Below are 23,955 nucleotides of genomic sequence, written 5' to 3' on the forward strand. Positions count from 1 at the left end.
GCTTTTCGACAGACTGAGAGCCGGGCCCCGTTGTAACGGAGCCCGGCTTCGGCACGGCGATTTAGAAATACTGCTTCACGCCCTCGGTAGCCAGAGAGGCGTCGGCGCTGATGGTGACCACGAACTTGATGTTGTTGTCCTCACCGAACTTGGCCAGCCAGTTGAGGAAGTCCTCCACCTGACGGTCGCTGGCGTCGCTGGGGATGATTTTGGTCAGGCTGTCGATAAAGATGTGGGTGATATCGTAATTTCCCGCGTACAGGCCGCTGATGAATCCCTTCAGAAAATCGTAATTGTGCATGGCAAACTCGCCGGAGTTCACTAGGCGGATCTTATAGTGGATGTCATACATCATTTTGGGGCCACGTTCAATGCACACCACATTTCCGCTGGCATCCTTGGCAGCCGTATTGATGAGATCGATCATCTGCTTGGTCTTACCGGTACCCTTGACCCCCATGATCACTCGAAGCATCATAAATCACTCCTTACTTTGTACGCCGGGCTCTCCCGGCCTGTGAAAACCGCGGGGCGATTTCCTTGTCACTATGTTACCATTTCCACAATGGGATTGCAACCAATTTGCGCAAATTCACGGAAAGTTCATGAGGAACTTTCCGATGTCACAGCCGCTGCTCCAGCTCGGCCCGCAGCGCCTCGTATCCAGGCTTGCCCAGAAGAGCAAACATGTTCTTCTTGTAAGCCTCTACGCCGGGCTGGTCGAAGGGGTTGACCCCCAGCAGATAGCCGGATACGCCGCAGGCGAACTCAAAGAAGTAAATGAGCGCGCCGATGCTGGCCTCGTCCCGGCCCCCGGCCTCCAGCACCAGGTTGGGCACGCCGCCGTCCACGTGAGCCAGCAGGGTGCCGCGCATGGCCTGCTCGGCCACAAAATCCAGGCTCTTGCCCGACAGGAAGTTGAGCCCGTCCACGTTGTCCGGGTCGTGGGGGATGGCGACGCTCCGGCGGCTGCGGGAGAAGCGCACCACCGTCTCCAACAGGATGCGCTGGCCCTGCTGGATATACTGGCCCATGGAGTGCAGGTCGGCGGTGAATTCCACGCTGGCGGGGAAGAGACCCTTGTGCTCCTTGCCCTCGCTCTCACCGTAGAGCTGCTTCCACCACTCAGCAAAAAAGCGGAAGGAGGGCTCGTAGCCCACCAGCAGCTCCACCGCCTTGCCGGCGTCATACAGGGCGTTGCGGGCGGCGGCATACTGCCAGGCCAGGTTGTCCCGGCCGGGGACTGCCAGAGCCTCCATCAACTCCCGGGCGCCGGAGAGCAGCCGGTCCACGTCGATGCCTGCGGCGGCGATGGGCAGCAGCCCCACGGCGGTGAGGACGGAGTAGCGCCCGCCCACCGCATCGGGCACCACGAATTCCTCGTAGCCCTCGGCGTCGGCCAGACCCTTCAGAGCTCCCCTGCGGGCGTCGGTGGTGGCGTAGATGCGCCCACGGGCCCCCGCCTTGCCGTATTTCTCCTCCAGCAGGGCCTTAAAGATACGGAAGGCCACGGCCGGCTCGGTGGTGGTGCCCGACTTGGAGATGACGTTTACCGAGAAGTCCTTGCCGTCCAGGTAGTCGATGATGCCGGCCAGCTCGTCGGAGGACAGGCCGTTGCCGGCAAAGAAGATCTCCGGCCGGCCCCGGACCAGACGGCGGTCGGCGGAGCTCATGAGCTCAATGACCGCCCGGGCCCCCAGGTAGGACCCGCCGATGCCGATGACCACCAGCACGTCGGAGTCGGAACGGATCTTCTCTGCCGCCGCCTTTATCCTAACCAGTTCGGCCGAATCGTAGTCCCTGGGAAGCGTGACCCAGCCGGTAAAATCTCCGCCGGGGCCGTTGCCCTCCAGCACCTGACGGTGGGCCTGCTCCAGTGCGGGCAGGCGGCGGTCCAGCCAGTCCTGGGGCAGAAAGCCCTGGGCGTTGGAAAGGTCCAGTTTTAACATATGTCGAACCTCCTTGTATTACTTGTCCATGCTTCTAGTATACACGATAAAGGGCGAATTTCCTAGTGGAAATTGGTGCGAGGCCCCGGAGAAAAAGGCGCCGCCGGTGGGCAGCGCCTTGAAGGACCCTAATTTTTCAGACTCTGCATGGGGGCCGGGATGCGTCCGCCGCGGCGGATGAACGCCTCGCTGCCGAAGGGATGCACGGGCATGACCGGGGCCGAGCCCAACAGTCCGCCGAACTCCACCGTGTCACCCACGTGCATGCCGGGGGCGGGGATGATGCGTACGGCGGTGGTCTTGGAGTTGACCATGCCGATGGCGGCCTCGTCGGCGATGATGGCGGCGATGGTCTCGGCGCTGGTGTCGCCGGGGACGGCGATCATGTCCAGACCCACCGAGCACACGCAGGTCATGGCCTCCAGCTTATCCAGGTGCAGGGCGCCGGAGGCGGCGGCCGCGATCATGCCCTCGTCCTCGCTCACGGGGATGAAGGCGCCGGACAGGCCGCCCACGTGGGAGGAAGCCATGACGCCGCCCTTTTTGACCGCGTCGTTGAGCAGGGCCAGCGCGGCGGTGGTGCCGTGGGTGCCGCAGACCTCCAGGCCCATCTCCTCCAGAATGCGGGCCACCGAATCGCCCACGGCAGGGGTGGGGGCCAGGGACAGGTCCACGATGCCGAAGGGCACGTCCAGGCGGCGGGAGGCCTCCTGAGCCACAAGCTGCCCCATGCGGGTGATGCGGAAGGCGGTCTTTTTCACCGTCTCAGCCACCACGTCGAAGGGCCTGCCCTTGACGGCCTGGAGGGCGTGGTACACCACGCCGGGGCCGGAGACCCCCACATTGATGACGCACTCCCCCTCGCCGGTGCCGTGAAAGGCGCCGGCCATAAAGGGGTTGTCCTCCACCGCGTTGCAAAACACCACCAGCTTGGCGCAGCCGAAGCCGCCCCGGTCCCGGGTGCGCTGGGCGGCGGCCTTGACGGTCTCGCCCATCTGCCTCACCGCGTCCATGTTGATGCCCGCCCTGGTGGAGCCCACGTTCACCGAGGAGCAGACGTACTCGGTGACGGCCAGCGCCTCGGGGATGGCGGCGATGAGCTTCCGGTCGGCGGCGGTGAAGCCCTTCTGCACCAGGGCGGAGAAGCCGCCGATGAAGTTGACGCCGCAAGCCTTGGCCGCCTCGTCCATGGCCACAGCGAAGGGGACGTAGTCCTCGGTCTCCGAGGAGGCGGCCACCAGCGCCATGGGGGTGACGGAGATGCGCTTGTTGACGATGGGAATGCCGAACTCCCTCTCGATGGCCTCGCCGGTGACCACCAGTTTTTCTGCCTTACGGCAGATCTTTTCATAGATCTTCCGGCAGGCGGCCTTGGGGTAGGGGTCGGCGCAGTCCAGCAGGGAGATGCCCATGGTAATGGTGCGGATGTCCAAGTGCTGCTGGTCAATCATGTCGATGGTGGAGAGGATGTCATTGGTGTTGATCATAACACAGCCCCCTTAAATGCGGTGCATGGCGTTGAAGATATCCTCACGCTGGGCGTGGATGACCAGGTCACGCTCTCTGCCCGCGGACTCCAGCGCGGTGACCAGCTCGGCAAAGGGCAGGTCGGTGTGGGCGGCGTCCACCAGCATGATCATGGTGAAGTAGTCCTGCAAGATAGTTTGGCTGATGTCCAGCACATTGACGTTGTGTTCGGCCAGCAGGGCGCATACCGAGGCGATGATGCCCACCTGGTCCTTGCCGATGACGGTGACGATGGCTCGCATACGATCAGATCCTTTCGTTTCTTGTGGCACGGGGGCGGTCAGCGCACTTCGCTATTGAAGCTCGTCCAGGGTGAGGCTAAACCCGGGCAGGAAGTGCTCCATGAAATAGCCTACCTCGGGCAGCGGGGAGGCCTTCAGGGCCTCCAGGGTCTGCTCCGCTGCCTGCTTGAACTCGTGGTTGCCGGCCTTGAGCTCCTCCACGCACTTGATGTAGGCCGACAGCTTGTCGGCGGCCTTGACGATGGCGTGGAGCTCGCCGCCGGCGTCCTCACCCAGCAGCGGGGCATAGACCTGCTGCAGCTCCGGGGGCAGCAGGGCCAGCAGCCTGCGGGCCGAGACCGCCTCTACCGCCTTGTAGGCGTCCCGGATCTCCGGGTTGAAGTACTTCACCGGCGTGGGCAGATCGCCGGTGAGGATTTCCGGCGCGTCGTGGTAGAGAGCCAGCACGGCGGCCTGGCCGGGGTCGATCTCCCCGCCGTAGACCTCCCGGCGGATTACCGCCAGGGCGTGGGCCAGCACCGCCACCATGTGGGAGTGCTCCTGGATGTTCTCACGGAAGGTGTTGCGCATCAGGCCCCAGCGGCCGATGTAGCGCATCCGGGAGATGAGAGCAAAGAAATGATAGGGCATCCCTATTGCTCCACGAACCGGCCGACGGCCCTGCGAAAGGACTCCCCCTGGGCGTCGGTGCCGTGGACCTCCACCCGGATGGGGGCGGACAGGTCGATGGAGAACAGGCCCATGATGGACTTGCCGTCCACCAGATAGCGGCCGCAGATCACATCCACATCGCAATCCAGGCGGTTGGCCGCATCGACAAATTCCTTGATATCTGCGACAGAGGTAAGCTGAACGGCAAAGCTGGTCATTGTCTTTTCCTCCCCGGTTATGTTAGAATGAGGTAGCATCATTCTAGTACAAACCGGGTTGGAATTCAACGAAGAACCCCCGCCCCATTGTAAATTCAGCCATTTTGCCCATAAAGCAAACCGAAATCCATGCCATTTGTGAGGTATCGCCATGCAAGTCGCCATACACACCCTGGGCTGCAAGGTCAATCAGTACGAGACCGCCGCCCTGGAAAACGCCCTTCGGGCCCGGGGGCACGCGCTGGTCCCCTTTGAGGGCCCGGCGGACGCCTATATCATCAACACCTGCACCGTCACGGCGGTGAGCGATAAAAAGTCCCGCCAGGCCATCCGTCAGGTCCGGAAACGCGCCCCCGGCGCGGTGGTGGCCGTCTGCGGCTGCTACGCGCAGACCGCCCCCGGGGCGGTGGAGGCCCTGGGGGTGGACCTGATCGCCGGGACGGCGGAGCGGATGCAGTTTCTGGACGATCTGGAGCGGCTCTCCGCCGCCAAGGCCGCCCCCAATCGCCCGGCCCCCCAGGTCACCGTGGACAACATCATGGCCCACCGGACCTTTGAGCCCCTCGCCGCCGGCGGTTTGGAGGGCCGCACCCGGGCCATGCTCAAGGTGGAGGACGGCTGCACCAACTTCTGCTCCTACTGCATCATCCCCTACGCCCGGGGACCGGTGCGCTCTCTGCCCCTGGAGAGGGCGGCGGCCGAGGCCAGACGGCTGGCAGAGGAGGGCTACCGGGAGCTGGTGCTCACCGGCATCGAGCTGTCCTCCTGGGGCCGGGACCTGCCCGGGGGGCCCGGGCCCATGGACCTCGTCGAGGCGGTGTGCGCCGCTGCGCCGGGCTGCCGGGTGCGGCTGGGCTCCCTGGAGCCCCGGACCGTGACGGAGGACTTCAGCCGCCGGTGCGCCGCCTTGGACAACCTGTGCCCCCACTTCCACCTGTCCATGCAGTCCGGCTGCGACGCCACTCTGAGGCGGATGAATCGAAAGTACGACACCGCCCGGTATTTTGAGAGCGTGGAATTACTGAGAGGATACTTTCAGGCCCCCGGTCTTACCACCGATCTCATCGTGGGCTTCCCCGGGGAGACCGAGGAGGAGTTTGCCCAGACCCTGACCTTCGTGGAGCGGTGCGCCTTCACTGCCATGCACATCTTCCCTTACTCCCGGCGCACCGGCACCCCGGCGGCGGACCTGCCGGGCCAGGTGCCCAGGGGCGTGAAGGAGGAGCGGGCCCGCCGGGCGGCGGCGCTGGCCACACGTCTGGAGCGGGCCTATCTGGCGTCCTGGGTGGGACAGGCCCTGCCCGTCCTTTTTGAGGAGGAGAAGGAGGGCCTCTGGCGGGGGCACGCCCCCAACTATGTGCAGGTGCGGGCGCAGGGCGCCGGCCTGCACAACCGGGTCCGGCAGGTCCGGATCACCGGCGTCGGGGAGGACTGTCTGGAGGGAGAATTGCTGTGAAGCGGAGAAAATGGCTGGCGGCCCTGTGGGCGGCTCTGCTGCTGCTGACGGGCTGCGCCCCCGGCCCCGCCACGGAGGCGGAGGCCCCGCCCCCAGCGACCTCCGCCCCCGTGGGGACCCAGACGCTAGCGGGCGTGGACTTCTCCGCCTTTTTGGAGGAGGCCAACGCCGCCCGCCGGGCGGTGCTGGAGGATGGCCCCGACCTGGATCTGAGTCCGTGGACGGCGGACTTCCGGGACCAGAACGATACCTTTACCCCGGAGGAGATGGACCGGCTGACCGCGCCGCCGGAAGCCCTGCCGCCCCTGAGCCGGGCGGGGATGGAGGAGGACGTGGAGACTCTCTTCACCCTGCTGCGCACCACCTATGGGGCCTACACATACTTTGGCGGGGACGAGGTGTTCCTGCCCCTCAAGGACGCGGTGCTCTCCGACCTGGAGGGGGAGCGCTACCTGCTCTCCCGGGACTTGGAGAAGGTGTTGGTCCGGCATCTCGCTCCGGTGCTGGTGGACGGGCACTTTACCCTGGGTTCCACCGCCATGCGGGACGGCCACGCCCAGTACATGTACTATGTGCCCGGCCTCTATTTTTCCGACACGGAGGGGTTGGACCCGGCCTACGTCAAGCCCACCATCGGCCCGGACGGGGCCATCGTCCACTGGTTCGCCGCCCTGAGCCACGACGGAACCGACCTGCCGGAGCGACAGGGAGATTACGAGCTGGACTGGGTGCGGGCGGGGGAGACCCCCTGGGACGGGTTGGACGTATTCACTGAGACAGAGGCGGAGGGAATTCCGGTGCTGACCTCCCGGCAGATGTACGCCCGGAAGGGGCGGCCGCCGCAGGAGGAACAGTTGGAGCGCTTCGCCTCCTGCGGCGGCGACTATGCGGACGAATCCCTCTTCCTCTTTGACCTGAGGGCCAACGGCGGGGGGATCGACATCTGGATCATGGACTGGTTCGAGGGCTGGGCGGGGCAGCCCGCCGCACCCCGGCGGGCCTTCGCCCACCGGGTGTCTCAGCTTTCCAACACGCTGATGCCGGAGGGCTACCCGGCGGATCGGATCGGGACCTGGCAGACGGCCGATCTGGAGAGCCGGTGGGCCCAGACGGACAGCGTCGTTCTGGTCCTCACCGACAAGGGGACGGCCTCCTCGGGGGAGACGGCGGTGGAATTCTTCCGCGCGGCGGGGGATGTCCTGTTTATTGGGGGCCCCACCCTGGGCTGTTCCCTGACCTCAAACAACTGCAACTTCTACCTGCCCAACACCGGCCTGCGGGTCTACTTCGGCACGGGCCTGTCCTTCTGCGAGAGCCTGGAGAACATCGACGGGGCGGGCTTCCTCCCCGACCTGTGGGTGGAGCCCGCCGATGCCCTGGACGCGGCGGTCCGGCTGTGCCAATACTACAACTTGAAATAGGGGCTTCCCTTTTGCGCAGGTATCCTGTAGAATGTCCCTATATCCCATTGAAACAGGAGGTTTTCGCATGAAGCTCATATCCTGGAACGTCAACGGCCTGCGGGCCTGCGTCAAAAAGGGATTTTTCGACTTTTTCGCCGCCGCGGACTGCGACGCGCTGTGCCTGCAGGAGACCAAGATGCAGCCCGGTCAGGCCGACATCCACACCCCCGGATACCTGCAGTACTGGAACTCGGCGGAGAAGAAGGGCTACTCCGGCACCGCCATTTTCACCCGGCGGGAGCCCCTGTGTGCGACCTACGACATCGGGGATTCCGACCACGTGGGGGAGGGCCGGTGCATCACCCTGGAGTACCCGGAGTTCTATCTGGTCACCGTCTATACCCCCAACGCCCAGGATGGACTGGCCCGTTTGCCCTACCGCATGGCGTGGGAGGACGCCTTCCGGTCCTATCTCAAGAGTCTGGACGGCAGAAAGCCGGTGGTGGTCTGCGGGGACATGAATGTGGCCCACCAGGAGATCGACCTGAAAAACCCCAAGACCAACCGGGGCAACGCCGGCTTCTCCGACGAGGAGCGCGCCAAGATGACCGAGCTGCTCTCCGCCGGGTTTACCGACACCTTCCGCTGGCTGTACCCTGACGCTGCGGGGGCCTATTCCTGGTGGAGCTACCGCTTCCACGCCCGGGAGAACAACGCCGGGTGGCGCATCGACTATTTCCTGGTGTCCGACCGGCTGCGGGACCGCGTCGCCGGGGCCTCCATCCTCTCCGACGTGTACGGCAGCGACCACTGCCCGGTCTGCCTGGAGCTGAGGGACTGAACGGAAACCGCCTCCGCGTCTCAGGACGCGGAGGCGGTTTTCAGTCGTCGTAATCCAGATCCAGCACTTCGCCGGTATAGGCGTCGATCTCCAGGTCGATCTTTTCCTTGCCGTCCTTCAGCATCACTTCATAATAGGAGACGCCGTCGTCCTCGTCCAGCTTGATCTTCTGGATCTTGCCGTCGGGAAAGAGGGCCCGGACCATGGACTCCACGTCGGCTTCCGTCAGCGGCTGGGGCTGGGTGGGCGCGGGCGTAGGCGTAGGGACGGGCGCAGGTGTGGGGATGGGCGCGGGCGAGACCGCCGGACTGGGGCTGGGCGGGACAGCGGGGGAGACGGGGACAGCGGGCGCAGGTGTGTCTCCCACGCTCGGGCTGGGCGTGGGAGAGGGCGTGGCCGTGACGGAGGGGGTGGGCTCCGGGCTGGGAGCGGGCTCCGGCTCCGGGGCATCCAGACCGGAGAGCTTCGCCGCCACCAGAGCCTCGACCTCTTCCCGCAGCTTCTGGGCGTGGGGGAGGGCCTTGCTGGCCGCCAGCACGTCCACCTGGTCCTGGGGGGAGGTGAGGTAGCCCTTGAGGGCCAGCTCATCCATCAGGGAGTTCACCGTGGCCTCCAAGGTCCAGCCCCGGTAGGAGCGCCCCTCCAGCAGCGCCTGAGCGTCGCCGTTGACGCCGTCCACCGCCCGGACCTGGTCCCGGCGGTTGAGGCGGATGGAGAAGTGGGGGTTGACGGACAGCTCCACGGTGGAGTAGATTTGGAAAAACTGCGTCCATACCGCCGCTCCGGCGATGACCGCCAGCAGGCAGACCGCGGCGGCCAGGGAGGCCAGGCGCCGGCGCCGCAGGCGGGGGTCGGGGGAGGCCGGACGGGTGATGTAGTCATGGACCTCCATCCGGACCACGGGAGGGCCGGAGACGGCGTCCAGGCCGGGTCGGGGCAGGTCCTCCACCGCGCGGCACAGGGCATGTTCCAATTTCTTGCGGCTCACAGGTGCACCCCCTCCTCCGTCAGATAGCGCTGCAGCTTTTTCAGGGCTCTGCTGTACCGGGACAGGACGGTGGACAGGGGAAGACCCAGGTCCCGGGCGATCTCCCGGTGCTTCAGGCCGGAGGCGGCGTGAAGCAGCACCACCTGCCGCTCTTCCTCACCCAGCGCTTTGAGGGCGGCCTCCAGCACCAGCCGGTCGGTGGGGTCGGAGACGTAGGAGAAGCGCAGATCATCCTCCGCCCCATCCGGGGCGGCCTCTGTCCGGCTCTGACCGCGCAGCAGGTCCCGGCAAAGATTCTTGGTGATGGTGAACAGCCAGGCCAGGGGCTTGCCCTGGGGAACATACAGGTGGGCGGCTGCCCGCACCTTGAGATAGGTCTCCTGGACGATGTCCTCCGCGTCGTGGGGGTTCCTCAAAATGGAGAGGGCCAGGGCATAGACGGCCTTCTCCGTGGAGCGGTACAGGACCTCGAAGGCCTCCGGATCCCCCTGGCCGACCAGGGGCAGCAGGCGCTCCTCCAGCCGGCCCTCCGGCCGTTGGGCACGGGCCAGCTCCTCCATGGACATCAGCAGGAACACGTCGGCGGCACCTCCTCCCGGCTCTGTGATATAATGACTGNNCAGTCATTATATCACAGAGCCGGGCGAGAAGGGAAGTCCTTCCCTTTGTATGGATAACGAACGGGGCTGCGGTTTTATCGCGGCCCCGTTCCAATTTTGCGGAGGATTCAGGCGGTCCCCTGGGCCTCGGCTCCTTCCTGCGCCAGCCGGAGCTCCCGCAGGACGCCCAGACCCATGGGCAGGGCCACAGCGAAGGTGAGAATGTCAGCCAGCGGCTGGCTGGCCTGGATGCCGAATACCCCCCACAGATAGGGCAGGACCAGGATCAGGGGCACAAAGGTGAGCCCCTGGCGGCACATGGCCAGTACCGTGGCCTTGAAGGAGCGGCCGATGGTTTGCAGGGTCATGCTGGCGGGAAAGAGCCAGGACATGAGGGGAAAGGTGATGCACTGGAGCCGGAGGGCCAGCGCGCCGATGTATATGACCTCCGGGTCGTCCCGGCGGAAGAGGGCCACCACCTGGGGGGCGAAGAGGAAGCCCAGGATGGACAGGGCCAGGGCGGCGATGAGAGCCACCCGGAAGAAAAAGTGGAAGGCTTCCCGTACCCGGCCGTACAGCCCGGCGCCGTAGTTAAAGCCGCACACGGGCTGGTAGCCCTGGCCAAAGCCGATGATGCCCGAGCCGGCGAACATGGTGACCCGGGAGACGATGCTCATGGCGGCTACTACGGTATCGCCGCCGCAGTTGCGCCCCGCCACGTTGAGCAGAATAGTGGCCAGGCTGGCCAATGCCTGCCGCCAGAAAGAAGGCAGGCCGTTGGCGAGGATGATGCGATACTTGTCCAGCGAGGGGCGGAACTGCCGGAAGGACAGGGGGATGTTGGTGCCCCGGAAGGTGCCGCCCACCAGCAGGCAGAAGCTGAGAAACTGGCTTAGAATGGTGGCCAGGGCCGCCCCTCCAGTGCCCAGATCCAGCGCGAAGATGAAGATGGGGTCCAGCACGATGTTGACGATGGCGCCGGAGAAGATGCCCACCATGCCGAACACGGCGTTGCCCTGGAAGCGAAACTGGTTGTTCAGCACCAGAGAGGACACCATGAAGGGCGCGCCGATGAGGATAAAGTGGACATAGTCGATGGTATAGGGGGCGCTGGTGTCGGTGGCGCCCAGAAAGTGCACCATGGGTTCGATGAATATGGTGCCCAGCACACCCAGGACGAGCCCGCAGAGGAAAGCGGAAAAGAAGGCCACCGAGATCATGGACTCGGCCTCCTCCCGCTTCTGCTGGCCCAGCAGGCGGGAGACGGTGTTGCCCGAGCCCTGGCCGAAGGTGAAGCCGATGGCCTGGATGACGGCCATCAGGGGGAGGGCCACGCCTACGGCGGCGGTGGCGCTGGTACCGATCTGCCCTACGAAGTAGGTATCGGCCATGTTGTAGACCGAGGTGACCAGCATGCTGATGATGGTGGGGACAGCCAGCGTGGCCACCAGGTTGGGGATGGGGGTCTGGGTCATCTGGGTAAATTTGTCTTCGGCCGGATGAAAGATGGACAACGGTGTCACTCCCAACGGATGAGGATGATTCAATACTCAATAGTATAGCACAAATAGGTGAATACGCAACTATTTGAGGGAGAGAAATCGAAAAAAGAGCCCGGCCGCCCCAAAGGGGCGGCCGGGGCCGGTCTAGGGGTCATTGGGTCAGGATACAGACCAGGGCTTCGGCGGTCAGGCCGGTGAAATACCGGTCCACCGGCACGTCCCGCAGGGCGTCGGTCAGGGCGGAGGGCTCCAGAGGCAGGCCCATCAGCCGGGCGGACAGGGGGCCGGAATCCTCGGCGGAGAAGTAATCGCCGCGGAAGTCGGCGGCGGCAATGCGCCCCTGCTCCACCACCAGAAAGACCTCGATGACGCCCACGCCCTCCACCCGGCGGCGCTTACGCACCGACCACTTGGGGGAGGCGCCGTAGTTCCACTCCCAGGTGGCGTAGCGGCTGTCCCGCAGCGCCTGGACGGCGGCCAGGTCCTGTGTGGTGAGCGAATAGGGCTCCATGGGCGTCCCTTCGAACATGGCCTCCAGCAGCAGGGCTTTGAACTGCTCCAGGGACACGTCCTGCCGGAGATAGGGACGGATGGTGGTGACCCGGCTGCGCACCGACGGAATCCCCTTGGACTCGATCTTGTCCTGGGAGACCTGCAGGGCTTGGGCCACCACGGAGAGGTCGGAGTCGAACATCAGGGTGCCGTGGTGCATGATGCGGCCCTGTTTGCGGTACTGGGCGTTGCCGGAGAACTTCTGGCCGTCGATGGTGATGTCGTTGCGGCCGTTGACCTGGGCGTCCACCCCCAGCTTTTGCAGGGCGCGGGCCACCGGCCGGCAGAACAGATGCAGATCCAGAGCGCTGTCGGCCCCGGCGTCCATGACGAAGGTGAAGTTCAGGTTGCCCAGATCGTGGTACACCGCGCCGCCGCCGGACAGCCGCCGGACCACCCGGACGCCGTGCGTCCGGACGAAGTCGGCGTTGATCTCCTCGGCCGTGTTCTGGTGCTTGCCCACCACGATGGTGTTGTCGTTCTGCCAGAGCATGAAATATTCCCGGTCCCGGGGCAGGCAGTCGAAGACGTACTGCTCCAGCGCCAGGTTAAAATAGGGATCGGTGGAGGGGGATTCCAGATAGACCATACGGTACCTCTCTGTCATATAAATACAGATTTTAAATGGAATAGGAAATCATTGTCGGCAGGCAGAGACCCAGGCCGCAGTCCAGAACGAGACAATAGGCAGGCTGGGGGCTGTCGTCCTCCCGATAGGCAAATGTGATCGTCAGGACGTCTACCGGGACCTGCTCCGGAGGAATCCCCTCCGACACGCCGGTGGATTGGAACCGCTCCGGCTTGCCGCTACTGGCATAGGTCATGGATTCCTGATAATGGGAGACAAATGCCGATCCATCCGTCCCCCAGACGGATTGCATGGAATAGGGTTCGGTATTTCCCCATACGTCCCATTCGGAGGAGGTCTCCACCATATGGAAGCCAAACCCATAGATTTGTGGCTGTTCTGCCTGCCCGTCCCAGTCATAGCGGAAACCGCAACCGGTTTCGGTCTCTCCATCAAAATAGAGCTCCAACTGCGTCTGCTGTGCGGCATTGCAGTAGAGGAAGCAGGGCGCCGCGCCGTCAAAGCCATAGGAGGATAAGACGTCGCCCCGGCGCAGTCCATCCTCCATGGAATACCACAAGGATGCGTCCGCCCAGGACACAATCGGGGCGTCCGGGCCTGCCGTTTGGGAGGGGACCGGACTCAGTCCTTCGCCCTGAGCATATTCTGCGGGCGCGACCCGATCCGCAACTGGCGAAGAAGACCGGTCCGTGGGTCCGGCCTGTATTACCCCCGCGAGAAGGATGGCCGACAGCGCCAGAAATCCAACGCGCTGTAAAGTCTGCTGCATGCTGTGATTGCCTCTCAGGGTTCAAATACAGGGACGGCATTTGCCTGCCGCACATGATTTTTTATTTTTTGAGCTCCAGGGCCTGGCGGACCTTGGCGGCGATGCCCTCCGGGCTCAGGCCGAAGTGCTCCAGCACCCGCTCGGCCTTGCCGGAGCGGCCGAACACGTCCTCCACGCCGTGGCGCACCACGGGCACGGGGCAGCCGGCGGACACACAGGCGGCCACCGCCTCGCCCAGGCCGCCGATGATGTTGTGCTCCTCGGTGGTGACGATGCAGCCGGTCTCCCGGGCGCAGCGCAGCACCAGCGCCTCATCCAGGGGCTTGATGGTGTGCATATCCACCACTCGGACCGACACGCCCTCGGCCTGGAGGGCCTCGGCTGCCTTCAGGGCCATCTGGACCATCATACCGGCGGCGATGACGGTGACGTCGCCGCCGTCCCGCAGCACGGCGCCCTTGCCCAGCTCGAAGCGGTAGCCGGGCGCTCCGTCGGTGACCGACTCCACCGCCAGGCGGCCCAGGCGCAGGTAGGCGGGACCCTCGTAGTCCAGCAGGGCCTGGACGGCCTGGCGCATCTCGGGAGCGTCGCAGGGGGAGAGCACCAGCATCCCGGGCAGGCTGCGCATGAGGGCGTAGTCCTCGCAGCACTGGTGGGTGGCTCCGTCCTCGCCCACGGACAGGCCGCCGTGGGAGCCCACCACCGTCACATTCAGGTGGGGATAGGCGATGGAGTTGCGGACCTGTTCAAAGGCCCGGCCGGCGGCGAACATGGCAAAGGTATTGGTGAACACCTTCTTGCCGCAGGTGGACAGGCCGGCGGCCGCGGTGGTCATGTTGGCCTCGGCAATGCCCATGTTGAAAAAGCGCTCCGGGTACTTGTCGGCGAACTTCTTACTCATGGTGGAGCCGGACAGGTCGGCGTCCAGCACCACCAACTGGGGATAGTGCTCCCCCAGGGCGGCCAGGGCCTCGCCGTAGGCGGCTCTCGTTGCGATCTTCTCTGCCATGTCAGTTCACCTCCAGTTGGGCCAGAGCGGCCCTCAGCTCGGCCATGGCCTGCTCGTACTGCTCATCGTTGGGAGCCTTGCCGTGCCAGCCGGCGTTGTTCTCCATAAAGGAGACGCCCTTACCCTTCACGGTGCGGGCCAGGATGACGGTGGGCCTGCCCTGGGCGGCCTTGGCCTGCTCCAGCGCGTCGGCCACGGCGGCGCAGTCGTGGCCGTCCACCGTCAGCACGTTCCAGTTGAAGGCCTCAAACTTTTTGCCCACCGGAGCGGTGGGCATCACGTCGGCGGTCTTACCGTCGATCTGCAGACCGTTCAGATCCACGAAGGCGCACAGGTTGTCCAGCTTGTACTTGGCCGCAGACATGGCGGCCTCCCACACCTGGCCCTCGGCCAGCTCGCCGTCGCCCAGCAGGGCATAGACCCGGTAGTCCCGGCCGTCCAGCCTGCCCGCCAGGGCCATGCCCACGGCGGCGGACAGCCCCTGGCCCAGCGAGCCGGTGGACATGTCCACGCCCTTGACGTGACGCATCTCGGCGTGGCCGGACAGGTGGCCTTCGATGGAACGGAAGAGCTTCAGCTCCTCCTGGGGGAAGAAGCCCCGCAGGGAGAGAATGGGGTACAGGGCGGGGGTGCAGTGGCCTTTGGACAGGACAAAACGGTCCCGGTCGGGGTCGTGGGGATGGGCGGGGTCCACCCGCATGGCGTGGAAGTACAGCACGGTCAGCAGGTCCATGGCGGACAGCGAGCCGCCGATGTGGCCGGAATTGGCCGTGTGCACCATGTCAACCGCCAGAAGCCTGGCCCTGGCCGCCAGGACCTCCAGCTCACGGATGCGCGATTGTTCCAACAGGATCACCCTTTCATGTCGATCGTGGGTAAAAATGCAGTGTTATTAGTATAGTACAAGGGCGCGGCGGGCGCAAGTGCCTTCTTTCTGCCGGAACAGGAGGGGGTTCTTGAACTTGCTCAGATTCCTTCTTGCACTTTTCGGAAAAATAGGCTATTATATAAAGAACAGCTTTGCAACGAAAATCCGATCAGCGCGTAACGACAGCTTGGAGGCATTCAAAGTGTTTAATGAGAGACAATTGCGGATCATCTCCCTGCTTCAGAGCCAGGAGAAGGTCAGCGTCAGCGAGCTCACCGCGGAATTTGGCGTCTCCCTGGTGACGGTGCGGCAGGATCTGAAAAAGCTGGAGGACCAGGGCGTCCTGAAGCGGACCCACGGCGGGGCGGTGGCGGTGGACAACGGCTATGATACCTCCACCCGCATGTGGAACAATTATGAGAAAAAGCAGCGCATCGTCCAGCGGGCGGCCGGTCTGGTCAGCGACGGGGAGACCATCATCATCGAGACGGGCTCCACCTGCTCCCTGCTGGCCCGGGAGCTGGCCACCAAGCGGGGCATCACCATCATTACCAACTCCGTGTTCCTGTGCAACTTTGTGCGGGCCTGCTCCTCGCTGGATGTGGTGCTGCTGGGCGGCTCCTTCCAGCACGATGCCGAGGCCAATGTGGGGCCGCTCACCAAGCTGGGCCTGAGCCAGTTCTCGGTGGACAAGTGTTTCATCGGCGCCGACGCCATCAGCGAAGAGAAGGGGGTGTCCACCATCAACCTGTTCCGGGCGGAGGTGGTGCGCTCCATGTCCGAATCGGCCGGCAAGATGATCGTGCTGACCACCTCCGACAAGATCGGCGGCAGCGCGGTAGCGTCGGTGTTCCCCCTGGACCACCTGCATACCCTCATTACCGACACCGACATCAAGCCGGCCGACCAGCATATGCTGGAGAGGGCGGGGGTCAACGTACTTACGGTGTGACGACAGAATGGAAAAAGGACGTCCGGCCGCTGGCGGCCCGGACGCCTTTTTTATGATATAAGGGGCGGCATTTTTAACGGCTGAGACGGCGGGAATAAATGAGCCATCCGGGCGGGACCTGAGAAGGTCCCGCCCGGATGGCTCATTTGCGGAGGGGAAATCAATCTTTGGGCGGCATGACGGTGGCCATGCCCTTGACTACGACCTCGCCCCGCTGGTTGGTGCAAATAGTATCCAGCTTGGCGATGTTCTTTTCGGGGAGAAGCTCGGACACCGTGCAGGTGGCGGTGACGGTGTCGCCAAAACGGACGGGCTTGGTGAACTTCAGCTCCTGGCCCAGGTAGATGGTGCCGGGGCCGGGGAACTGCATGCCCAGAACGGCGGAAATCAGTCCGGCGGACAAAATGCCATGGGCGATGCGGCCACCGAAGGGAGTCAGGCTGGCAGTCTGCTCGTTGACGTGGGCGGGGTTCAGGTCGCCGGTGATGCCGGCGAAGAGGTAGACATCGGTCTCAGTGATGGTCTTGGAGCGGCTGGCGCTCTCACCGACCCTCAACTCATGAATGGTCATAGAAAACCTCCTTTCTTATTGAGTTGTGTGGGAAAAGGGAATATGGGAAAAGGGAGAGCTTGTATAAAAAGAGAAGATACATTGATATGTGGCGGGCGGACCGGGGAGTTGGTCCGCCCAGCCAAGCAAGGGGGAACTTTATGGTCCCGGACGGGCTTACAGGAACACGCCCCAGACCAGGGCCAGCAGAAGAGAACCGATCACCGGGATAATACAGGTGGTGACACAGATGTCGATATAGGAATCCTTGTGGGTGCAGTTGGACACGGCCAGCAGGGTCAGGACCGCGCCGTTGTGGGGCAGGGTGTCCAGACCGCCGGAGGAGATGGAAGCGATGCGGTGCAGAAGCTCCGGGTTTAGGCCGATGGAATGGGCGATCTCCAGATAGCGGGGGGCCAGGGCCTCCAGAGCGATGGACATGCCGCCGGAGGCGGAGCCGGTAGCGCCGGCCAGCACGTTGACAGCTACGGCCTCGGAAAAGAGAATGGAGCCGGGCATATTCAGCATGGCGTTTTTGAGCAGTTCAAAGCCCGACATGACCTTGACCACCGAGCCGAAGCCCACGGCGCAGGCGGTGTTCATGATGGCGCCCATGGAGCCGTTGGCGCCATCATTGATGGCGGGGATGAGCGTTTTGACCTGATTCAGGTTCATCAGGCAACAAATGATGATGCCGCAGACCAGGGCGATCACGATGGAGTAGTTGGAGGCCAGATTAATGCCGGTGGCGTTCAGCAGAAGCTTGGGGAACAGGTTGAGCATGAGGACCACGACGATCAGAGGAACGATACCGGCCAGCCAATGCCAGGAGGGCAGGCTCTTGGCGCTGTGGTCCACCTCCACGTGCTTGGGGTCGGGCGTAAAGTGGAGCCCCTTCTTCCGGCACTGGCGGACCCGCCACTCCAGATATATGTAGGCGGGAACGAACATCACGATGCAGGCCACGATGGACATCAGCGGAGCGGCCATGGGGGTGGTGCCATAGTAAGTAGTGGGGATCATGTTCTGAATCTGGGGCGTACCGGGGACGGCGGTCATGGTGATGCCGAAGGCGCCGGTAGCGATGGCGCCGGGCAGCAGGGTGCGGGGCAGATCGGCGGCCCGATAGATGGCGTAGCCCATGGGATAGATAACAAAGACCACCACGAACAGAGAGATGCCACCATAGGTCATCAGCAGGCAGGGAATGACAACGGCGGCCACGGCGAACTTGGGCCCGATGAGCCGTACAATGGCGTCGGCCAGGCTCCGGGCGGAGCCGGTCATGTCCATCAGCTTACCGTAGACCGCGCCCAGGAAGAAGGCGGGGAACCACTGAAGCACATAGTTGGCCATGCCGGCCATATAGTCGCCGATATAGGCGTCCAGAATGCTGTAACCGCCCAGAACGGCCACCACCACGGCGCAGACAGGGGCTACCCAGATGATGGAACAGCCCTTATAGGCCAGGAACATCAGCAGGACCAAGCCCAAAATAATACCAAACAGAGATAATGCCATAAGTACGTTCCTCCTATTTCTTTATTCCCGCGCAGGCCCCCTGGCGGCTACGCGGGTACTCTCTCCGGTTTGCCAGTTTAGAAGGTCAGCCCCATGGGCGCATCCCGGAAGATACGCTCATCCATGAGCTCCACATAATTTACAATGGGCTCAAAATCCATCTGCTCCAGGATGTCCCGCCGCAGGTCCACGCCGGGGGCGATTTCCTTGAGCACCACGCCCTCCCAGGTCAGTTCAAAGACCGCCCGCTCGGTGATGTAAAGTACCGGCTGGCCCTTCTCTACGGCGTACTGGCCAGAAAAGGTGATCTGCTCCACAGCAGGGATCAGCTTCTTTACCTTGCCCTCCTGATGAATGAGCAGCCTGCCGTCCTCCACACCCACCTTCAGGCCGCCGGCCGTGAAGGTGCCGCAGTAGACAACCTTTTTGGCGTTTTGCGTGATATTGATAAAGCCGCCGCATCCGGCAATTTTGGGGCCGAATTTGCTGACGTTGACATTGCCCTGCGCGTCCATTTGGGCCAGACCCAGGAAGGCCACGTCCAGGCCGCCTCCGTCGTAGAAATCAAATTGATAGGGTTCATCTAGCACGCAGTCAGGATTGGTGGTGACGCCGAAGTCTCCGCCCCCAGCGGGAATGCCCCCGATGGTTCCGGCCTCGGTGGTGAGGACCATGCCCTCCAGCCCCTCCTCGGCGGCCACCGCCGCCACGCCTTCCGGCATTCCGATGCCCAGATTGGTCACGGCGTGGGGGACCAGCTCCATGGCGGCCCGGCGGGCGATGATCTTGCGCTCACCCATGGGCAGGGGCGGCAGTGAATCAACGGGTACACGGATTTCCCCGCTGTAGGCCGGGTTATAGAACGAGCCATTGGTCTGCATGTGGTTTTCGGCTGCGGCTACTACGATGGCGTCGACATAGATACCGGGAATCTTAATGAGACGGGTGTCAATACTGCCGTAATCCACCACTTGCTCCACCTGGACGATGACCTTGCCGCCGGAGTTCTTGGCAGCCTGCGCGATGGACAGCGCCTCACCGATTACGCCCTCTCGCTGAAGGGTGCAGTTGCCCTTCGTATCGGCATAGGTGGCACGGATGACGGCCACGTCAATGGGGTGAGAGTGATAAAATAACTTTTCTTCGCCGCGGAGGTGCACGACCTCTACGATGTCGCCAGCCTCACGGGCTTTGTCATTCAGCTTGCCGCCCTCCAGCCGGGGGTCTACAAATGTCTTGAGGCCAACATGCGTGATTACGCCGGGCTTACCGGCGGCGATATCCCGGAACATTTGAGAAATAACGCCTTGCGGAAGGTTGTAGGCGGCCAATTTATTTTCCAACGCAAGCTTCTGAAGCCGGGGCTGAAGTCCCCAATGACCGCCGATTACCTTTGTGACGAGACCCTCCTCCCCCAGGTGATTGAGCTGCCGCTCCTTGCCGTCGCCTTGACCAGCCGCGTAGAGAAGGGTCAGGTCCTTGGGGTGTCCGCTGCTGAGGTAGGATTCCTGAATGGCCTTACTGATCTCCTCTGCGTGTACGGCGCCAACGAACCCCGCAAAGGCCAAAGTATGGCCGTCTTTCATATAAGTATGGACTGCTTCGGTGGCCGTCATCGTTTTTACCATGTGCATCATCCTTTCTCCTGGGTTTTGCCTAGGTGCGTTTCGATATTGGAAGAAACCTGAGGGGGAGATTGACGGTTAAAGCATACACGGGAAAGCGTAATTTTGTAAAATGCCCTTTTGTATGGCAGTCCATAACTGAAAATAATAGATAATACAAAAATACAAAAAGCATTCAAAAATAATTGTGCATAAATCACATAATTATTACTGAGGTGTATGGGACGATGCATCCAGGTTATGGTTTTGGATAAAGCTCAAAAAAATGCAAAATAATTTTGGTCGTTTTGTTGCTCGTCAAGTGAAAGCTTTTCTTATACAATACATTTTAGGGGAAGAAGCACGTTGGTTCGGTTACGATAGGAGGTTTTCCGTGGAAATTCATCATCTAAGGTATTTCGTGGAAATTGCCCGAAACAAGAGCTTTACTCGGGCCGCAGAGCAGCTTTATATTACCCAGCCCATGCTGACCCGGGTGATCAAACAATTGGAAGAGGAGCTGGATGCTAAGCTGATTGAGCGGACTAGCAAGAGCTTCCGGCTGACTGACGTGGGGGAGGCGTTCTACCTTCAGGCCCAGGACCTGCTATTGCGCTACAATGATTTATACCGGACCATTGACGATGTCAGATCGGTTCGCAGCGGCGAGGTACGCCTGAGCACGCCGGGGGTGCTGCTGGATATGTATTTTGCTCCGCTGCTGGCGCAGTTTCGAAATAAATTTCCCGGTATTGACATTAATATTGTGGAGGAGGGCTCTAAGCTAGTCGTAAAAGCCGTACTGTCCAACCAGGCGGATTTGGGAATGGTTATGCTGCCTGTCGAGCATTCCTCCCAATTCGAGACCACGGTGGTGGTACGGGATCAGGTCCGGCTGATGGTGGGCAAGGGACACCGGCTGGCCGGCTGCGGCCAGGTCCATATTCGGGAACTAAAAGAAGAGCGGTTTATTACATTTGGTGACACAGCCACGCTGCATGACCAATTCATCCATTTGTGCGAAGAACATAATTTCTATCCACATGTAGCCTATAAAAGTTTGATGCCGCACTTCACAGCGGAACTGCTGGCCTCCAGCGACTGCGTGGCAGTCATGCCGGGCCCTGTGATTCAGAGATACCGCACCGATGAATTGGCCGTGCTTTCGCTTGAACAGAGTCTTCCTTGGGAAATTGCCGTCATTCACCGCAAGGAGTGCTACCAATCCTATGCCTCCAACAAGCTCCGGGAGTTCATCTGCGACTACTTTGCCGCCCTCCAGAAGGCCGCAGTCCCTGTTGTCGGAACGCCCGCGCCGCGGGAGGGGCAGAACATTTTTTCCGGTGTTTGCGATTGACAAAAAGGGGAAGAAAGGGTATTATACCCTAGAGAAGTTCTCGTGCAAAAATATTTTGTGAGAGGACGACTTGTGGCTGCCCAAGCCCGGGCCTGACTCCGGCCGCCACTTTTCCCCCAAAGACCAGAGCGCGGCACCGGACAGGGAGACAATCACCGATTCAGCCATCGGCCCGCACCGTGCCGACGGGCCTATGCCCGCCGGCCTGCAGGGCCTGCGGGGACCGGGCGCCGCTTTTATCGTTTACACATGGATCAGGAGAGAGGCCGGCACGGGTGGTCCGGACCGGAGCCGAGCGTTGGAAGGCGGTATTGCATGGATATCAGAGAGTGTATCAATTATTTGCTGACAACGGCGCAGCATCAGGTGTTTCAGCTTTTGTCCTCCAAGCTGGCGCCCTACGGCATCACGCCGGGTCAGTATGGTGTGCTCAACTGCCTTTGGCGCAAGGAGGCCGTGAACCCCAAGGAGATGGCGCAGATCCTCGGATTAGAGACCTCCACGATCTCCGGTGTGCTGGACCGGATGCAGAAGAAGGGGCTGATTGACCGGGTGGTGGACCCCAATGACCGCCGCTGCGTGCAGGTGGTCATCACCCCCATGGGCGCCGCGCTGGAAGAGCCGGTGCTGCAGATCATCCAGGAGCTGAACGAGGAGGTGCTGCGGGACTTCTCCCGGGAGGAAGCCGCTACCCTCACCCGCTGTCTGAAGCAGATCGCGGAAAAAATCTGATGGATGCCCGCCGGCAAGCCGGCGGGCGTTTTTGCATCAGCCATTTTATTCACAGGTTTTTTACAACTCGTTCAAAGTCTATCCAATCTTTTCCCCGGCGGGTGTGGTATCCTGTAATCACAACAGAACAGAAGCGCAAAGCCGGATGCAACACAGTGTGCTGTGTTCATATATACATTCAATTACACCTCTCACTCCTCCTCTCTCTCTTTCCAAACGCAAAGGGCCCGCCGTCCGGCGGGCCCTTTGTTGCTTCTTTTGGACCGGAGGTGTACGTGTCCGTCCCATTCCTCCGTCCGGCCCGGCAGGGGCGGGAGGGGAGAACGATGACCATCATCAAGCTGGAGCCGGTCAACGGCGTCCATCCGGTAGAGCGGCAGTCTCACCGCACATCCAACTGGATGGGAGAGGGGTGGGCAGAGGTGCCCGAGCACCTGGCGGAGCAGGCGTTCGCCTGCGGCGGCTCCTGTGAGCTGACGCTGGAGGACGGCGTTCTGACCGCCCTCACGGCCGTCCGGCGGCCGGAGGAGCTGGATGCGCCCACGCCGCAGGAGGACGCCGACGCCCTGCTGGTGGACCACGAGTACCGGCTGACGCTGCTGGAGCTGGGGCTTACGGCAGAATAAGAGAAGAGGGGAGGACGAGAGATGCTGTATCGGACGTTAAAGCGCCTCATGGAACGGGGCCAGACCCAGGGCCTGGGGGAGAAGCTGGATGTCTTCTTCGCCGCGGACAAGCTGACCCGGGAGGAATATGAGGAGCTCACCGGCCTGCTGGGCTGAGTGGGGACAATGGAAGGGGCCGGATGCGTGTGCATCCGGCCCCTTCCGCTTTGTGGAATGGAGCGACATGAAAGGGGTTATTTCATGGACTCCACGATGGCGTCGGCCAGGGCGTCCAGCTCGGCGGCCTTGCTCTCGTGGAGAGAAGAGGCCAGAGTGAGCCGTTCGTTGAGGACGGTCATGTTCTTCAGCTCCTCGTCGATGAACTTCTGCATCAGGTCGCCGGACTTGCAGGCCCAGGAGCCGTTTTCAATGAGGGCAAAGGTGCGGTTTTGCAGGTTCAGGGCCTTCATGTCCATCAGCAGGTTGTGCATGACGGGATAGATGCCCAGATTGTAGGTCACCGAAGCCAGGACGATGTGGCTGTATTTGAAGGCCTCGGAGATGAGGTAGGACACATGGGTGTTGGATACGTCGTACAGGGCCACGTCGGTGACGCCGCGCTCGCACAGCTTGGCGGCCAGGGCCTGGGCGGCGGCCTCGGTGTTGCCGTACATAGAGGCGTAGGCCAGCATTACGCCCTGGACCTCGGGCTCATAGCGGCTCCACTTGTCGTACTTGTCGATGAAGTACAGAAAATCCTTTCGCCACACAGGGCCATGGAGGGGACAGATAAATTTGATCTGGTCCAGGATGCCGCCGGCCTTTTTCAGCAGAAGCTGGATGTGGGGGCCGTACTTGCCCACGATGTTGGTGAGATACCTTCTCGCCTCGTCGATCCAGTCCCGGTCAAAGTTGACCTCGTCGGCAAAGAGCTTGCCGTCCAGAGCAATGAAGGAACCGAAGGCGTCGGCGGAGAAGAGGGCGCCGTTGGTCACGTCAAAGGTGACCATGGCTTCGGGCCAGTGGACCATGGGAGCGGCCACAAAGGTGACGGTGTGAGCGCCGAAGGTGTAGGTGTCGCCCTCCTTCACCTCGATGCACTCGTGGCCGTCCACATGGAAGCCGAACTGCCGCATGAGCAGGAAGGCCTTTTCGGTGGAGATGATCTTCACCTGGGGATAGCGCAGGAGGATCTCCTCGATGGAGGCGCCGTGGTCGGGCTCCATGTGGTTGATGACCAAATAGTCCAGGGGCTTGCCGTCCAGCAGATAGGCGATGTTCTCCAGAAGCTGGCGGCAGGCGGACCAGTCCACCGTGTCGAAGAGGACGCTCTTCTCATCCAGCAGGAGATAGGCGTTGTAGGAGACTCCCCGGGGAATGGGGTGGATGTTCTCAAACAGGTGGAGACGATGGTCGTTGGCGCCCACCCAGTAGAGGTGGTCGGTGACGGTTCTCACGCAATGCATAATTC

General features: G+C 62.5%; 25 protein-coding genes. 8 read left to right on the plus strand and 17 right to left on the minus strand.

What is annotated here, in order from left to right:
* Positions 1–61: 61 nt before the first annotated feature.
* The 6 genes from B3H64_RS08440 to B3H64_RS08465 all read right to left on the minus strand — a co-directional run bounded on the left by B3H64_RS08440 (position 62) and on the right by B3H64_RS08465 (position 4,587).
* Positions 62–475 carry a hypothetical protein gene (locus B3H64_RS08440; RefSeq protein WP_050618958.1) on the minus strand — a complete coding sequence of 138 codons (414 nt, stop codon included), beginning with the start codon at positions 473–475 and terminating at the stop codon, positions 62–64.
* A gap of 148 nt (positions 476–623) precedes the next feature.
* Positions 624–1,949 carry a glucose-6-phosphate isomerase gene (locus B3H64_RS08445; RefSeq protein ID WP_286734411.1) on the minus strand — a complete coding sequence of 442 codons (1,326 nt, stop codon included), beginning with the start codon at positions 1,947–1,949 and terminating at the stop codon, positions 624–626.
* A 128-nt stretch (positions 1,950–2,077) separates the two neighbouring features.
* Positions 2,078–3,436: a PFL family protein gene (locus B3H64_RS08450; protein WP_238075132.1), complete on the minus strand. Its 1,359-nt coding sequence runs from the start codon at positions 3,434–3,436 to the stop codon at positions 2,078–2,080.
* A gap of 12 nt (positions 3,437–3,448) precedes the next feature.
* Positions 3,449–3,718, minus strand: coding sequence for an ACT domain-containing protein (locus tag B3H64_RS08455; protein WP_050618955.1), 270 nt, complete (start codon positions 3,716–3,718; stop codon positions 3,449–3,451).
* A gap of 51 nt (positions 3,719–3,769) precedes the next feature.
* Entirely contained in the window at positions 3,770–4,348 is a 579-nt protein-coding gene (yfbR, locus tag B3H64_RS08460; protein WP_278894215.1) for a 5'-deoxynucleotidase, read from the minus strand.
* 2 nt (positions 4,349–4,350) lie between these two features.
* On the minus strand, positions 4,351–4,587 hold the full coding sequence (locus B3H64_RS08465; RefSeq protein ID WP_050618953.1) for an HPr family phosphocarrier protein: 237 nt from the start codon (positions 4,585–4,587) through the stop codon (positions 4,351–4,353).
* A 151-nt stretch (positions 4,588–4,738) separates the two neighbouring features.
* Between B3H64_RS08465 and mtaB the strand changes: the two genes are divergently transcribed.
* The 3 genes from mtaB (at position 4,739) to B3H64_RS08480 (ending at position 8,287) form a co-directional block, all read left to right on the plus strand.
* The gene (gene mtaB, locus B3H64_RS08470; RefSeq protein WP_286734418.1) at positions 4,739–6,043 is read left to right on the plus strand and encodes a tRNA (N(6)-L-threonylcarbamoyladenosine(37)-C(2))-methylthiotransferase MtaB; all 1,305 of its coding nucleotides are present in this window, start codon (positions 4,739–4,741) and stop codon (positions 6,041–6,043) included.
* Complete coding sequence (locus B3H64_RS08475) at positions 6,040–7,464, plus strand: S41 family peptidase (protein ID WP_286734420.1); 1,425 nt, start codon at positions 6,040–6,042, stop codon at positions 7,462–7,464. The genes mtaB and B3H64_RS08475 overlap by 4 nt, the downstream gene beginning before the upstream one ends.
* Before the next feature lie 67 nt (positions 7,465–7,531).
* Positions 7,532–8,287 (plus strand): exodeoxyribonuclease III, encoded by a 756-nt coding sequence (locus B3H64_RS08480; RefSeq protein WP_286734424.1) that lies wholly within the window; start codon positions 7,532–7,534, stop codon positions 8,285–8,287.
* Between the two features lie 40 nt (positions 8,288–8,327).
* Here the strand turns inward: B3H64_RS08480 and B3H64_RS08485 are convergent, their stop codons facing one another.
* The 7 genes from B3H64_RS08485 to B3H64_RS08515 form a co-directional block, all read right to left on the minus strand.
* Positions 8,328–9,275, minus strand: a complete 948-nt coding sequence (locus B3H64_RS08485) for a PepSY domain-containing protein (protein WP_286734425.1) — start codon at positions 9,273–9,275, stop codon at positions 8,328–8,330.
* On the minus strand, positions 9,272–9,853 hold the full coding sequence (locus tag B3H64_RS08490) for an RNA polymerase sigma factor (protein ID WP_349676171.1): 582 nt from the start codon (positions 9,851–9,853) through the stop codon (positions 9,272–9,274). Before B3H64_RS08490 ends, B3H64_RS08485 begins: the two co-directional genes overlap by 4 nt.
* A gap of 149 nt (positions 9,854–10,002) precedes the next feature.
* Positions 10,003–11,388 (minus strand): MATE family efflux transporter, encoded by a 1,386-nt coding sequence (locus B3H64_RS08495; RefSeq protein ID WP_349676172.1) that lies wholly within the window; start codon positions 11,386–11,388, stop codon positions 10,003–10,005.
* Positions 11,389–11,527: 139 nt separating this feature from the next.
* Complete coding sequence (locus B3H64_RS08500) at positions 11,528–12,517, minus strand: lipoate--protein ligase (RefSeq protein ID WP_286734428.1); 990 nt, start codon at positions 12,515–12,517, stop codon at positions 11,528–11,530.
* Positions 12,518–12,548: 31 nt separating this feature from the next.
* Complete coding sequence (locus B3H64_RS08505; RefSeq protein ID WP_286734431.1) at positions 12,549–13,076, minus strand: hypothetical protein; 528 nt, start codon at positions 13,074–13,076, stop codon at positions 12,549–12,551.
* Between the two features lie 271 nt (positions 13,077–13,347).
* Positions 13,348–14,295 carry a transketolase family protein gene (locus B3H64_RS08510; RefSeq protein ID WP_286734434.1) on the minus strand — a complete coding sequence of 316 codons (948 nt, stop codon included), beginning with the start codon at positions 14,293–14,295 and terminating at the stop codon, positions 13,348–13,350.
* A gap of 1 nt (position 14,296) precedes the next feature.
* Positions 14,297–15,142 carry a transketolase gene (locus B3H64_RS08515; protein ID WP_286734436.1) on the minus strand — a complete coding sequence of 282 codons (846 nt, stop codon included), beginning with the start codon at positions 15,140–15,142 and terminating at the stop codon, positions 14,297–14,299.
* Positions 15,143–15,365: 223 nt separating this feature from the next.
* Between B3H64_RS08515 and B3H64_RS08520 the strand changes: the two genes are divergently transcribed.
* Positions 15,366–16,115, plus strand: a complete 750-nt coding sequence (locus B3H64_RS08520; RefSeq protein ID WP_195892350.1) for a DeoR/GlpR family DNA-binding transcription regulator — start codon at positions 15,366–15,368, stop codon at positions 16,113–16,115.
* A 160-nt stretch (positions 16,116–16,275) separates the two neighbouring features.
* Here the strand turns inward: B3H64_RS08520 and B3H64_RS08525 are convergent, their stop codons facing one another.
* The 3 genes from B3H64_RS08525 to B3H64_RS08535 all read right to left on the minus strand — a co-directional run bounded on the left by B3H64_RS08525 (position 16,276) and on the right by B3H64_RS08535 (position 19,814).
* Positions 16,276–16,686, minus strand: coding sequence for a MaoC family dehydratase (locus B3H64_RS08525; RefSeq protein ID WP_050618943.1), 411 nt, complete (start codon positions 16,684–16,686; stop codon positions 16,276–16,278).
* Between the two features lie 156 nt (positions 16,687–16,842).
* Complete coding sequence (locus tag B3H64_RS08530) at positions 16,843–18,186, minus strand: GntP family permease (RefSeq protein ID WP_286734441.1); 1,344 nt, start codon at positions 18,184–18,186, stop codon at positions 16,843–16,845.
* Positions 18,187–18,263: 77 nt separating this feature from the next.
* The gene (locus B3H64_RS08535) at positions 18,264–19,814 is read right to left on the minus strand and encodes an acyl CoA:acetate/3-ketoacid CoA transferase (RefSeq protein WP_050619630.1); all 1,551 of its coding nucleotides are present in this window, start codon (positions 19,812–19,814) and stop codon (positions 18,264–18,266) included.
* Positions 19,815–20,184: 370 nt separating this feature from the next.
* Here B3H64_RS08535 and B3H64_RS08540 point away from each other — a divergent pair, with 370 nt between their 5' ends.
* The 4 genes from B3H64_RS08540 (at position 20,185) to B3H64_RS08555 (ending at position 22,661) form a co-directional block, all read left to right on the plus strand.
* Positions 20,185–21,147: a LysR family transcriptional regulator gene (locus tag B3H64_RS08540; RefSeq protein WP_094762498.1), complete on the plus strand. Its 963-nt coding sequence runs from the start codon at positions 20,185–20,187 to the stop codon at positions 21,145–21,147.
* 315 nt (positions 21,148–21,462) lie between these two features.
* On the plus strand, positions 21,463–21,879 hold the full coding sequence (locus B3H64_RS08545; RefSeq protein ID WP_050618941.1) for a MarR family winged helix-turn-helix transcriptional regulator: 417 nt from the start codon (positions 21,463–21,465) through the stop codon (positions 21,877–21,879).
* Positions 21,880–22,205: 326 nt separating this feature from the next.
* Positions 22,206–22,505 carry a hypothetical protein gene (locus B3H64_RS08550; protein WP_050618940.1) on the plus strand — a complete coding sequence of 100 codons (300 nt, stop codon included), beginning with the start codon at positions 22,206–22,208 and terminating at the stop codon, positions 22,503–22,505.
* A gap of 21 nt (positions 22,506–22,526) precedes the next feature.
* Positions 22,527–22,661, plus strand: coding sequence for a hypothetical protein (locus B3H64_RS08555; RefSeq protein WP_256319010.1), 135 nt, complete (start codon positions 22,527–22,529; stop codon positions 22,659–22,661).
* 77 nt (positions 22,662–22,738) lie between these two features.
* Here B3H64_RS08555 and B3H64_RS08560 read toward each other — a convergent pair whose 3' ends face one another.
* Positions 22,739–23,950: an FprA family A-type flavoprotein gene (locus B3H64_RS08560; RefSeq protein WP_050618939.1), complete on the minus strand. Its 1,212-nt coding sequence runs from the start codon at positions 23,948–23,950 to the stop codon at positions 22,739–22,741.
* Positions 23,951–23,955: the final 5 nt, after the last annotated feature.

Origin of the sequence: Intestinimonas sp. UBA1698, assembly GCF_002320075.1 — a bacterium.
GTDB classification, from domain to species: domain Bacteria; phylum Bacillota; class Clostridia; order Oscillospirales; family Oscillospiraceae; genus Intestinimonas; species Intestinimonas massiliensis.